The 12,893-nt window shown below is 63.8% G+C and carries 12 protein-coding genes; 4 read left to right on the top strand and 8 right to left on the bottom strand.

The window, feature by feature from the left end:
• Positions 1 to 16: 16 nt before the first annotated feature.
• The 8 genes from rseP to rpsB all read right to left on the bottom strand — a co-directional run bounded on the left by rseP (position 17) and on the right by rpsB (position 7,174).
• Positions 17 to 1,378 carry an RIP metalloprotease RseP gene (rseP, locus tag ACOOFO_RS09320; RefSeq protein ID WP_420426507.1) on the bottom strand — a complete coding sequence of 454 codons (1,362 nt, stop codon included), beginning with the start codon at positions 1,376 to 1,378 and terminating at the stop codon, positions 17 to 19.
• A complete protein-coding gene (locus ACOOFO_RS09315) occupies positions 1,375 to 2,568 on the bottom strand; it encodes a 1-deoxy-D-xylulose-5-phosphate reductoisomerase (protein ID WP_420426506.1) in 1,194 nt (397 codons plus the stop codon). Before ACOOFO_RS09315 ends, rseP begins: the two co-directional genes overlap by 4 nt.
• Positions 2,565 to 3,386 carry a phosphatidate cytidylyltransferase gene (locus ACOOFO_RS09310; protein ID WP_420426505.1) on the bottom strand — a complete coding sequence of 274 codons (822 nt, stop codon included), beginning with the start codon at positions 3,384 to 3,386 and terminating at the stop codon, positions 2,565 to 2,567. Before ACOOFO_RS09310 ends, ACOOFO_RS09315 begins: the two co-directional genes overlap by 4 nt.
• 3 nt (positions 3,387 to 3,389) lie before the next feature.
• Complete coding sequence (gene uppS / locus ACOOFO_RS09305; protein ID WP_420426504.1) at positions 3,390 to 4,106, bottom strand: polyprenyl diphosphate synthase; 717 nt, start codon at positions 4,104 to 4,106, stop codon at positions 3,390 to 3,392.
• A gap of 7 nt (positions 4,107 to 4,113) precedes the next feature.
• The gene (gene frr / locus ACOOFO_RS09300) at positions 4,114 to 4,671 is read right to left on the bottom strand and encodes a ribosome recycling factor (RefSeq protein ID WP_420426503.1); all 558 of its coding nucleotides are present in this window, start codon (positions 4,669 to 4,671) and stop codon (positions 4,114 to 4,116) included.
• A 27-nt stretch (positions 4,672 to 4,698) separates the two neighbouring features.
• Positions 4,699 to 5,418: a UMP kinase gene (gene pyrH, locus ACOOFO_RS09295; protein WP_420426502.1), complete on the bottom strand. Its 720-nt coding sequence runs from the start codon at positions 5,416 to 5,418 to the stop codon at positions 4,699 to 4,701.
• 101 nt (positions 5,419 to 5,519) lie between these two features.
• On the bottom strand, positions 5,520 to 6,401 hold the full coding sequence (gene tsf / locus ACOOFO_RS09290; protein WP_420426501.1) for a translation elongation factor Ts: 882 nt from the start codon (positions 6,399 to 6,401) through the stop codon (positions 5,520 to 5,522).
• A complete protein-coding gene (rpsB, locus tag ACOOFO_RS09285) occupies positions 6,398 to 7,174 on the bottom strand; it encodes a 30S ribosomal protein S2 (RefSeq protein ID WP_420429708.1) in 777 nt (258 codons plus the stop codon). The genes tsf and rpsB overlap by 4 nt, the downstream gene beginning before the upstream one ends.
• Positions 7,175 to 7,385: 211 nt before the next feature.
• Here rpsB and map point away from each other — a divergent pair, with 211 nt between their 5' ends.
• The 4 genes from map to dapE are packed head-to-tail and all read left to right on the top strand — an operon-like array spanning position 7,386 to position 12,874.
• A complete protein-coding gene (gene map, locus ACOOFO_RS09280) occupies positions 7,386 to 8,168 on the top strand; it encodes a type I methionyl aminopeptidase (RefSeq protein WP_420426500.1) in 783 nt (260 codons plus the stop codon).
• A gap of 33 nt (positions 8,169 to 8,201) precedes the next feature.
• On the top strand, positions 8,202 to 10,859 hold the full coding sequence (glnD, locus tag ACOOFO_RS09275; RefSeq protein WP_420426499.1) for a [protein-PII] uridylyltransferase: 2,658 nt from the start codon (positions 8,202 to 8,204) through the stop codon (positions 10,857 to 10,859).
• 25 nt (positions 10,860 to 10,884) lie between these two features.
• Positions 10,885 to 11,709, top strand: coding sequence for a 2,3,4,5-tetrahydropyridine-2,6-dicarboxylate N-succinyltransferase (dapD, locus tag ACOOFO_RS09270; RefSeq protein ID WP_420426498.1), 825 nt, complete (start codon positions 10,885 to 10,887; stop codon positions 11,707 to 11,709).
• 7 nt (positions 11,710 to 11,716) lie between these two features.
• Complete coding sequence (gene dapE, locus ACOOFO_RS09265; protein WP_420426497.1) at positions 11,717 to 12,874, top strand: succinyl-diaminopimelate desuccinylase; 1,158 nt, start codon at positions 11,717 to 11,719, stop codon at positions 12,872 to 12,874.
• Positions 12,875 to 12,893: the final 19 nt, after the last annotated feature.

The following is a 12,893-nucleotide window of genomic DNA, read 5'->3' as shown; positions in this document are numbered from 1 at the left end:
AAATTCTCTCGTGTTGTTAGCCGAACAATCGCGATAGATCGTTATAGAAGGCCAGCCCCATCAGCCCGGCAAGCATCAAGAGCCCGAGTTGCTGTCCGACGAGCTGTGTCCGCTCGGAGACCGGCGAGCCCTTGATGGCTTCCACGAGGTAATACAGCAGATGCCCCCCATCCAACATCGGTACGGGCAGCAGGTTCAGAACCCCGAGGCTGACGCTGATCAGCGCCAAAAATCCCAAATACGATACCAAGCCGGTCGCAGCGGTCTGTCCAGCGAACTGCGCGATCTGGACCGGGCCACTGATGTTATCGACCGACACGTCCCCGACCAACATGCGCCCCATCATGCGCACGGTCAGCCAGGCCACCGAATATGTTTGCTGCACGCCCGTGACCGCGGCCTCGAGCACGCCCTCCCGATAAACGGTGCGCCGATCCTGCCATAAATCGGCCGGTACATCGACCCGCGCGCCGAGTTGGCCGATGGTCTGGCCATCTGCGATCTGGCTCCCCACCTCGAGCATCACGCTCTGCCGGCGACCATTCCGTTCAATGGTGAGCTCGGTGCGCTCCCCGGGGTGGGCGCGCAACCACTGCACCCACTCCGACCAGCTCTCGACGGGATCGCCATCACGTGCCACCACCACGTCACCGGCTCGGAGCCCGGCTGCGGCTGCCGGCGAATCCGGCATGATTTCTGCCAGACGCGCGGGAATGCTCGGCTGGTACAGCACCAGCCCCAGTTGCTGGAACAGGGGTTCCGGATCCACCGGCAGCCCCTCGGTGGATACCGAGACGCGCTGCACGGCGCCAGAGGGGTTTTCCAATTCAAGGCGCAATGTGTCCGAGGCCATGGCCTGATCCAGGATCGTCAAGCGGGCCCGTGTCCACGTAGGCGTCGCCTTGCCATTCACTGAAAGCAACGTGCTCTCCGCCGTGATCGGGCTGCCGGACAAGGCCGTATCGGCCGGCGGCGCGTCGACCACTGGCTTCACATCGGGTACCCCCATTACGTGAATTGCCCAGTAGAACACCGCGGCCAGCACAAAATTGAACACCGGCCCGGCCGCCACGATGGCGCTTCGTGCCCATAGTGGCTTGCGGTTGAAGGCCTCGGCCTGTTCCGCCTCCGGGAGTGGCGTTTCGCTTTCGCGCTCGTCGAGCATCTTGACGTAGCCGCCCAATGGAATGGCGGCGATGACCAGCTCGGTGCCGTTCTTCATTTGCCGCTGCCACAGCGGCCGACCAAAGCCTACCGAGAAGCGCAGCACGCGAACGCCACAGCGGCGCGCCACCCAGTAGTGCCCAAATTCATGAAAGGTCACGAGGATGCCAATCGCGACGACAAAACCGGCAATGGACCAGATCAGGCTCATCATTTTGTGTATTCGGCTCCCGCAATGCGCTCGGACGCGAAGGAGCGCGCCCAAGCATCAAGGCCAATGACGGCGTCCAGGTCGGCACTATCCCGTACCGCAAGCCGCCCCGCTCCTTCCAGCGTGGCTTCAATCACCGCGGCGATCGCGTCAAATGCCAACCTTTCGGCAAGGAAGGCTTCGACCGCAACTTCATTGGCGGCGTTCAGTACGGTCGGTGCCGCGTCGGTCCCGTCGATCGCGGCACGCGCCAGACGCAGACAGGGGAAACGCTCAGCGTCGGCTGCCTCGAAATGCAGTGTCCCGGCGCGCACCAGATCCAGCGGTGCCGCGCCGGATGGGAGCCGATCGGGATGCCCCAGCGCGTTGGCGATCGGAATGCGCATGTCCGGTGCGCCCATCTGCGCCAGAAAGGAACCGTCGCGATAGGCGACCAGCGAATGCACGATGCTCTGTGGATGCACCACGATGTCAATCTGCTCGGCAGGCGTCGCGAACAGCCAGTGTGCCTCGATCACCTCGAGACCCTTGTTCATCATGGTGGCGGAATCCACGGAGATCTTGGCGCCCATGTCCCAGTTCGGATGCGCCACCGCCTGTGCCGGCGTTGCCTGCGCCATTTCTGCGCGGCTCCAGGTGCGGAAGGGGCCGCCCGAGGCCGTCAGAATAAGCCGGTCCACCCCTTCCGGCGGTTGCCCGCAGCAATAGCCGGCCGGAAGACACTGGAAAATCGCATTGTGCTCACTGTCGACGGGGAGAATCTCGGCACCGGCGGCGCGAGCTGCAGCCATGACAATGCCGCCGGCCATGACCAACGGCTCCTTGTTGGCGATCAGTACCCGCTTGCCGGCGCGCACGGCCGCCAGCGTGGGTAACAGTCCGGCCGCCCCCACGATGGCCGAGATAACGGTATCCGAGCCCGTGTCGCCCGCGACATCGGCCAATGCGTCCACGCCCGCTGCGACTTCCACACCGCTGCCACGCAGCGCATCTGCCAACGCGCTCCCAAGCGCGGGATCGGCGATTACGGCAACGCGCGGCCGGTGCTTCCACGCCAGCGCAACGAGTCGATCGACGTCGCGGTAGGCCGTAAGCGCTTCAAATGGCGGGGGCGCCTCCAGCCCAGCCATGACCTCCAGTGCACTGCGGCCAATGGAACCGGTAGCGCCCAGAATGACCACGCCCTTTCTCATCGCAGCAGGCTGCTCAGTCCCAGCGCGAAGATCGGCGCCACGGCGAGAAGGCTATCCACCCGGTCGAGCACGCCGCCATGCCCTGGCAGCAAGCGCCCGGAATCCTTGATCCCCGCCGTGCGCTTGAAGGCGCTCTCGACCAGATCACCGATGATGGAGGCGGCAATGCACAGCACGACCAATCCCAGAAAGAGCACCCACTGCCCCGCATCCATCGGCACCCAAATCGCCGCCACGGGAACGACAATCAGCAGCGCAGCGACCGCCCCGCCGATGGCTCCTTCGCGGGTCTTGCCCGGGCTGACAGATGGCGCGAGCTTATGCTGTCCCCACGCACGGCCGGCGAAGTAGGCGCCGATGTCCGCCCCCCAGACCACACCGAACAGCATGGCCAAGGCCGCCCACCCTGCCACGCCTTCAGTCATTGCGATCAGTGCCAGCGGCACGGGGACGAGCATCACCAGACCGGCGGCCAGACAGGCGCCTCTGCCAAAACGCTGCCGCGCAATGCTGGCCGGGAAGCCGCGCAGCAGCCACAGCGTATAGGCCCACCAAAGAGCCGCCACGCCCCACAGCCAGGGCGCCAACGCAAACTCCACATGGCTGTACCAAGCCGCGGCACAGAGCACCGCAATCAGGAAGGTATAACGAAGACGCCCGGCAGAACCGGTGATGCCGGCAATTCCGGCCCACTCCCAGGCCGCGCCCAGCGTTGCCACACAGAAGACCGCGTAGAGCGCGGCGCCTTCCAGCCAGAACAGGGCCGCCCCCAACAGAACAACCAGTACGATGGCCGTGGCTACGCGCTGTGCGAGCATGGATCAGGAAGCCTCCACCGAACCAAAACGCCGCTGGCGCTGCGCGTACCAATCCAGTGCGGCATCGAGATGCGCGCCATCGAAATCCGGCCACAGCGTGTCGCAGAAATAAAGCTCGGAATAGGCCAGCTGCCAGAGCATGAAATTGCTGATGCGCCGCTCTCCTCCTGTCCGGATGAGCAGGTCCGGTTCAGGAATGCCGGCGGTACTGAGGCGGCTATTCAGAGCTTCATTGGTGATCGGAACGCCATCCTGACGGGCACGTTCGGCGGCCTGACAGATATCCCACTGCCCACCGTAGCCCAGTGCAACCAACAGGCCGAGCCGTTGATTGCCGGCGGTGGCCTCCTCGGTCGCACGCATCTCCACCTGCAGTTTTTCCGGAAAGCCTTCGCGATTGCCGATAAAGCGCATGCGGACGCCATTGCGCTGCAAGCCCTCGCCTTCCCGGCGCAGCGTACGGCCGAAGAGATGCAGCAGCATGCGCACTTCGCGCTCCGGCCGGTTCCAGTTCTCCTGACTGAAGGCGAACAGGCTCAGATAGGGCACATCGCGATCCGCCGCCGCTTCAACGATGCGCCGCGCCGCCTGCACACCCACCCGATGACCGAGCGCACGGGGGCGCCCGCGCTGGGAAGCCCAGCGGCCATTGCCGTCCATGATGACGGCCACATGGCGAGGGTGTGACCGGGTCTCAGGGCTTGTGGTACGAGACGGCATCATCCTCTCAGAGCGAGAGCGTTTCCTTTTCCTTGGCCGCCATCACGGACTCGATCTGGGCGATATGATCGTCGGTGATCTTCTGAATCTCGTTTTCCGCCCGCTTTTCGTCGTCCTCGCTGATCATCTTTTCCTTGACCAGTTCCTTGACCGACTGATTCGCGTCGCGGCGGATGTTGCGCACGGCCACGCGTGCGTTCTCCGCCTCGTGACGCACCACTTTGGCCAGTTCCTTGCGGCGCTCTTCGGTGAGCGGCGGCAGATTGATGCGAATCACCGTTCCCGCGGTATTCGGATTCAGGCCCAGATCAGAATTGATGATGGCCTTCTCGATGACCGCCGTCATGCTCTTTTCCCAGGCCGTGATGGTAATCGTGCGGGCATCTTCGGCGACCACGTTGGCGGCCTGCGAAATGGGCACTTCCGTACCGTAGTAGTCGACACGGACGTGGTCCAGCAAGGAGGCATTGGCGCGGCCAGTGCGCAACTTGGCGTACTCATTCTCGAGCACTTCGATCGCCCGCTTCATGCGGTGCTTGGCGTCTTTTTTGATGTCGTCGATCATGGTGCCTGACAGTCCCCGTAAAAATCTCTATAGAACGTGCGTGCCGATATCTTCGTCACCCGCCACGATGCCCGCCAGCGCGCCGGGCTGGGTCATGTCATAGACCCGCAGCGGCATGCGATGATCCCTGCAGAGCACGATCGCCGTCTGATCCATGACGCCGAGACGCCGATCCAGCACCTCGTCGTAGGTCAGTCGCGGGATGCGATGCGCGTTGGGATCCTGCATCGGGTCCGCTGAATAGATGCCGTCTACCTTGGTCGCCTTCAGCATCAACTCGGCATCGATCTCGATGGCACGCAGGGCCGCGGCAGAGTCCGTGGTGAAGAAGGGGTTTCCGGTGCCTGCGGCCAGAATGACGATACGGCCCTTCTCAAGGTGCCGTACTGCCCGGCGCCGGATGTAGTCCTCGCACACCTGATTGATCCGGATAGCGGACATCACGCGCGTCTGGCAATCGATCTTTTCCAGCGCATCCTGCAGTGCCAACGCATTCATCACGGTGGCCAGCATGCCCATCTGATCGGCCGTCACGCGCTGGATACCGCCTCGGGCCAGGCCTTCGCCGCGGAAAATATTGCCGCCACCGATGACTACGGCCACTTCGGAGCCACTATCGACCACTGCCTTCAGTTCAGCCGCCACATCACCGATGACGGGCGAGGCAATGCCATATTCAAGCTCGCCCATCAACGCTTCACCAGACAACTTGACGAGCACGCGTCGATAGACTGGGGACGACGACATCGAGGATACTCCGGCAGGTAGAAGACGACCGGCACACGTCTTCGCGCGCCGGGGCGGACAATGGCCGCTGCACCCGGAAGGTGCAGCGGCGCAAGTCTACGCTAGCCCGCTGTGGCCTGCGCGGTGGCCTTCACTTCGCTCGCGAAGTCGCTCTCCTGCTTTTCGATGCCCTCGCCCACTTCAAAGCGGACGTAGCGCGCGACGTCGGTGCCCTTGTCCTTGAGTAGCTTCTGGACCGTGGTGTCAGGGTCCTTGACGAAGGGCTGGCCGTAGAGGGTGATCTCGGCCAGGTACTTCCGCAGACGACCCTCGATCATCTTCTCGATGATCTCGGCCGGCTTGCCGCTGTCTTCGGCCTGCGACTTCAGGATTTCCTTCTCCGACTCGCGCACATCAGCCGGGACATCCTCGGCATTACGGTACTGCGGATTCGAAGCCGCGATGTGCATGGCCAGATCGCGCGCCAGTTCGGCGTCCTCGCCGGCGGTCAGTGCGACCACCGTACCGATGCGCTGACCGTGGCGATAGGTGGCAATGGGGCCGCCGGCGTTGTCGACCACGACAAAGCGACGGATATCCATCTTCTCCCCGAGCTTGGCGATCAGGGTACGGCGCTGCTCTTCCAGCGTGCCGTTGCCGTCATCGATCGCCAGCAACGCCTCGACGTCGGCCGGACGGTGCTCGATGGCCAGCGTGGCGACCTTGTCGGCCAGCGCGATGAATTCCTCATTCTTGGCGACGAAGTCGGTTTCGCTGTTGACCTCGACCATGGCGACGGCGTTATCGCGTTCGACGATGGCAATCGTGCCATCGGCAGCGACGCGCGAGGCCTTCTTGTCGGCCTTGGCCATGCCGTCCTTGCGCATCTTTTCGATAGCGGCGTCGATGTCTCCATCGGTCGCCTGGAGGGCCTTCTTGCAGTCCATCATCGCGGCGCCGGTACGCTCGCGCAGTTCCTTCACAAGTGCTGCGGAAATGCTCATGCCGATGCCTCCTGCGTGTCGTCGGCCTGTTCACTGGGAGCCGCTGCGGCCATCTGCGTCTCGGCATCGCGTGCGGCGCCGCCGACGGTGTTCGCACCCTTGGCGTCAATGACGGCGTCGGCGATGCACTGGCAGTAAAACTTGATGGCGCGCGTAGCGTCATCATTGCCGGGAATGACCGAGTCAATGCCATCCGGGCTGTTGTTGCTGTCCACCACCGCGATGATGCGGATGCCCAACTTGCGGGCTTCCTTCACGGCGATGTCTTCATAACCGGTATCGATGACGAACAGGCAGTCCGGCAGGCTGTTCATGTGCTTGATACCGCCGAGCGAGCGCTGCAGCTTGGCGAGGTCGCGCTGGAACTCGAGCTGTTCTTTCTTGGGAAGCTTGTTGATCGAGCCATCCTCGACCTGCTTCTCCATCTCGATCAGACGATTGATCGACTGCTTCATCGTCTTGAAGTTGGTCAGCGCCCCGCCCAGCCAACGCTGGTTGATGTACGGCATGCCGCAGCGGCGGGCTTCCTGCTCTACAACGTCACGAGCAGCGCGCTTGGTGCCGACGAAGAGGATCGTGCCTCCGTTGGCGGCCAGCTTGCCTGCATAGTTGCAGGCATCCTTCAACATCGGCAGCGTGTGCTCGAGGTTGATGATGTGCACCTTGTTGCGGTGTCCAAAGATGTATGCATCCATCTTCGGGTTCCAATACCGCGTACGGTGTCCAAAATGCGCGCCCACTTCCAGCAGCTGGCGCATGGTGATATCGGCCATGGTGACTCCTTGGGTTGTCAGCAGATCGCGCGGCGTGTGTTGCAGATTTCCCCATCGGGAAAACACCCAAGCTCGACGCGCGAATGGAATTTCGCCATCCAGACCGCAAGAACCGGCTGGACCACGCCCTGAACGGCATGCAAGCTGCATTGCCAAACGAGGGCGCGCTTTATACCATGCCGCGCCCTTTGCCCACAACGGCGGCATTTGAATGGCCATTACGATCAAGTCCGCGGCGGAACAGGACGGCATGCGCGCAGCCTGTCAGGCAGCCGCCTCGGTGTTGCAGTACCTGGAACCTCACGTCGTCGCTGGCATCACCACCGGCGAGCTCGATGACCTTGCGCGGGAGTACGTGCAGGGTCCGCTCGGCTGCACCTCCGCCACGATCGGCTATACCGCTGGAAGCAGCCGTCCGCCCTTCCCCGGCGCCATCTGCACCTCGGTCAACCACGTGGTCTGCCACGGCATTCCGGGGCCGAAGAAGCTCAAGCGCGGGGACATCATGAATATCGACGTGACCGTCATCAAAGACGGCTGGCACGGCGATACCTCCAAGATGTATTACGTTGGCGAACCTTCGGTGATGGCACGACGCCTGTGCGAAACTGCGCACCAAGCCATGGTGGCAGGTATCGAGGTCGTACGGCCGGGTGCCACGCTGGGAGATATCGGTCACGCGGTACAGAGGGTGGCCGAGGCTGAGGGCTTTTCGGTGGTCCGCGAGTATTGCGGGCATGGCATCGGCCGCGGCTTCCATGAGGATCCGCAGGTACTGCACTACGGCAAGCCCGGCACGGGACAGGCCCTGAAGGCCGGCATGACCTTCACCATCGAGCCCATGGTCAACGCCGGTGCTCCGGGCACGCGCGAGCTGCCGGACGGCTGGACCGTGGTCACGCGCGACCACAAGCTGTCTGCGCAGTGGGAGCACACCATCCTCGTGACGGAAACGGGCTACGAAGTCCTGACCCTGCGCGACGGCGCAGTCTGAAACGCGCACAATCGCCTCATGGAAAGCCCAACCGTGTCCGCTCACGCCGAGTCCGCCTTCAGCCTCGAGAGCGTTCGCCGGCGCCTGCAGCCCACATCCGGCGGCCTCAGCACGGAGATCTATCGCGATACCCTGCGCTGGGGGGCGGACCGGTTGCAGACGCTGTTCCACGAGGGCGCACCCGCCGATGCGCTGGTCGAGGCCCGTTCCATGCTGGTGGATGAGGTGCTGCGCACGGCATGGCAGGAGCATCTGGGCGAGACCAGCGAGGGCCTCGCGCTGCTGGCGGTCGGAGGCTATGGACGCAATGAACTGCTGCCCCACTCCGATGTCGATCTTCTGGTGCTGCATAGCGACGCCGGCCTGGAGCAGCATCGCGGTGCGCTCGAGCGCTTCATGGCCATGCTGTGGGATATCGGCCTCGAAGTCGGTGCCTCGGTGCGCACGGTGCAGGACTGTCAGGCGCAGGCGCGTGAAGATCTGAGCATCTTCACCACCCTCACCGAGCATCGACTGCTGGCTGGCGCGCCGCTACTGGTCGAGCACCTGGAAGCGGCCCTGGGCCCGGATCACGTCTGGCCAAGCCAGACCTTCTTCCGCGCCAAGCTGAAGGAACAGCAGGGTCGTCACGCCAAGTTTGATGACACCGGCTACAAGCTGGAACCGAATGTCAAGGAAAGCCCGGGCGGACTGCGCGATATCCAGACCGTGGCCTGGGTCGCCAAGCGGCACTTCGGCGCCGGCTCGCTGCGCGATCTGCGCGAGCGCGGCTTCCTGAGCAAGCAGGAATGCGACGAACTGTATGCCGGTCAGGACTTCCTGTGGCGCGTCCGCTTCGCGCTGCACATGCTGACCGGGCGCAAGGAGGATCGACTGCTATTCGATCACCAGGTGCGGGTCGCAACGCTTTTCGGCTATGTGGATGCAGATTCCACGCTCGCAGTCGAGCAGTTCATGCAGCTCTACTATCGCAACATCAAGATGTTGACCTGCCTGAACGACATGCTGCTGCAGCTGTTCGAGCAGGCCATTCTGGACAACGCCGCGGCCGAGGAGCCGCAGATCATCAACGAGCGTTTCTGCATCCGCAGTCACTTCATTGAAGTGCGGCGGGATAACGTGTTCCGTGAACAGCCCTGGGCACTCATCGAGATTTTTCTGCAGTTGCAGCGCCACCCGGAGGTGCATGGGATTGGCGCCAGCACATTGCGCCTGATTAGGCGCGATCGCCGCCTGGTCGACGAAGGTCTACGCGAAACGCTGCATGCTCGCGAACTCTTCATTCTCATGTTCCGCGAGGGGCGCGGCCTCACCCGCGCCTTGCGCCGCATGAACCGCTATGGCGTGCTTGGCCGCTACCTGCCGGACTTCGGGAAGGTCATCGGTCATATGCAGTACGACCTCTTCCACACGCTGACCGTGGATGAGCACACACTCTATGTGGTGCGCAACCTTCGCCGGATGGCGATGCAGCGCTTCCGTGACGAACTCCCCTTCTGTCATGAGGTCATGCAGCGCATCCCACGCCGTGACCTCCTCTATCTCGGTGGTCTCTTTCACGACATCGGCAAGGGACAGGGCGGTGATCATTCCACCATCGGTGCCGATACCGCCAAGCGCTTCTGCCTGAATCATGGCCTGTCACACGCGGACGCCGAGCTGGTCGACTGGCTGGTGCGCAACCATCTGCTGATGTCGCTGACGGCCCAGCGCATGGATATCTCCGATCCGGACGTGGTCAGTGAATTCACTCAGAAGGTCGGCTCGCGCGCCCGACTGGACTACCTCTTCTTGCTGACCTGCGCCGATATCCGGGCCACCAACCCCAAGCTCTGGAACAGCTGGCGCAAGTCGCTGCTGGAAGAACTCTATCGGGCTACCGCCACCGCCTTCGAGCGCGGCATCGAGAATCCACAGGACACCCGGGAAGTGGTCGCAGAGCGCCGCCAGCAGGCGCTGCAGCTGAGCGGTCTGGACGCAGGCGATGCCGAGCGCATCTGGACGCGCCTCGATGACGACTATTTCCTGCGCTATACACCCGAAGAATTAGCCTGGCATCTGCCGGCGCTGCTGCAGGCGGCGCCGCAGGACACCTTGGTGCTGGTCGAGGATGTGGCGGAGCGCGGCACCACCGTTTTCGTCTACACGCTCGACCGCGACCGCCTGTTCGCGGTCACCACGGGCGTCCTCGCGCAGCTTGGCCTGAGCATTCTCGATGCCCGGCTGAACACTACTGCCGATGGCTACGCCTTGGACTCCTATGTCGTGATCGAGGGGGATGGCAGCGCCATTGATGGCAGCAGCCGTCGCGAAGAGATCGAGGCAGCATTGCGCGAACGCCTGCAACCGGAGGTGCTCGAACCCGTGCGCGTCTCGCGTCGCGCCTCGCGCCAGCTCCGGCATTTCGATACGCCTACCATCGTGCGCCACTACGCCGAAGATGCGCGCGACCGCACCGTGATCGAATTGGTCAGTGGCGATCGCCCGGGCCTGCTGTCGCTGGTCGGTGAGGTTTTCGCCGAGCACGGCGTGCGTCTCGACGCCGCGAAAATCGCCACCATTGGCGAACGCGCCGAAGACATCTTCTATGTCACGGATGCAAGCGACCAACCCTTGGTCGACGCCGATGCCGCCGACGCCCTGTGCGATGACATCGCCGACAAGGTCAAGGCGATGGACGACAGCCCCTAACCCACTCCAACAACAAGCGCTATTCATGAACCAACAAGCACTCCAGGCCGCCATCGAAGCGGCATGGGAAGACCGCGACAATGTCACCCCTCAGAGCACCGAGGTCACCGAGGCGGTCGAGGCCTGCATCCAGCTGCTCGACACCGGTGCGGCCCGCGTCGCTGAACCGGACAGTACCGGCCAATGGCAGGTGAACCAGTGGCTGAAGAAGGCCGTGCTGCTGTCCTTCCGCCTGCACGGCAATGCACCGGTGGAGATGGGCGCGTTGCGCGGCTGGGACAAGGTGCCGCTCAAGTACGCCGATTGGAGCGACGCCGACTTCCAGGCCCAGGGCGCACGCGTGGTCCCTCCGGCGGCGGTGCGTCGCGGCAGCTACATCGCGCCCGGCGCCGTGCTGATGCCTTCCTACGTCAACATCGGTGCCTGGGTCGGCAAGGGCACGATGGTGGATACCTGGGCGACCGTGGGTTCCTGCGCCCAGATCGGTGACAACGTGCATCTGTCCGGCGGTGCCGGCATCGGCGGTGTGCTGGAACCGCTGCAGGCCAACCCGACCATCATTGAGGACAACGTCTTCATCGGTGCCCGTTCCGAAATCGTGGAAGGCGTCATCGTGGAACGCGACAGCGTCATCTCCATGGGCGTCTTCATCGGCCAGTCCACCCCCATCTACGATCGCGAGACCGGAGAAACCCTGCGTGGGCGCGTACCGGCCGGGTCGGTCGTGGTGGCCGGCTCCTTGCCGCGCGACAACGGCGCCTACAGCATCAATTGCGCGGTCATCGTCAAGAAGGTCGACGCCGGCACCCGCGCCAAGGTCGGCCTGAACGCGCTGCTGCGCGACGTCTGAAGCGGCCGTGACAGAGTATCCCGACCACCAGGGCGGCCCGACCCGCGCGCTGCTGGAGCAAATGATCGCCTGCGCCTCGGTCACACCCGAGGACGCCGGCTGTTCGCAGCTGATCAGTGACGCCCTGACGCCCCTCGGTTTCAGTTGCGAGCACTTCGATGCCGGCGGCGTGCACAACACCTGGCTGCGCATCGGCAATCGGGCGCCACTCTTGGTCTTCGCCGGACACACGGACGTCGTGCCGCCCGGTCCGCTGGACCGCTGGACCAGCCCGCCCTTCGAACCCGTGGAGCGCGATGGTCTGCTCTATGGCCGCGGCGCAGCGGACATGAAGTCCGGCCTGTCGGCCATGGTGACTGCCACCCAGCGTTTCCTCGCGCGCGAGACGCTCGACGGCAGCATCGCCTTCCTGCTCACCAGTGACGAGGAAGGCCCGGCCCGCCACGGCACGCGACACGTCATGCAGCAGCTGTTGGCGCGCGATGTACGCCCTGATTTTGCCGTCGTCGGAGAAGCCTCCAGCGTGGAGGCGTTGGGGGACCGCATCATGATCGGCCGTCGCGGATCGCTGAATCTGCGGTTACGCGTCGACGGCCGCCAAGGTCACGTCGCCTACCCGCACCGCGTCGACAACCCGATCCATCGCATCAGCCGCGCCATGGCGGAATTGGCCAACGAACACTGGGACGACGGCGACGAGGACTTTCCGCCGACCTCCTTCCAGGTGTCGAATCTGAATGCTGGCACCGGCGCCACCAATGTGGTTCCGGGCAGTGCCGAGGCGCTCTGCAATTTCCGCCACTCCCCGGTGACCAGCGCCACCACGCTGATGGCGCGCAGCGAGCGCATCATCGCCAAGCACTGCCCCGATTACGTTGCGGAATGGACCGTGTCCGGCGATCCCTTCGTCACCCAACGCGGCAGTCTGACGCGCGCCGCCGTCGAGGCCATCCAGACCGTGACCGGGCGGAATCCCGAGATGTCCACGGCAGGCGGTACCTCGGATGCCCGCTTCATCGCGCCCGCAGGGGCACAAGTCGTGGAAATCGGTCCCATCAATGCGAGCATCCATCAGATCGATGAGCACGTTCGGATCGCCGATCTCGATCCATTGGCGCGCATTTATGAGGCCTTGCTCGGGCGCTTACTGCTTGAAATACCCTAGGAAAAGCGCGCACCGACGG

The organism is Algiphilus sp., assembly GCF_965216485.1.
Lineage (GTDB): Bacteria > Pseudomonadota > Gammaproteobacteria > Nevskiales > Nevskiaceae > Algiphilus.
The sequence above is the reverse complement of the archived record's forward strand: the minus strand, read 5'-3'. Positions and strand labels throughout refer to the sequence as shown.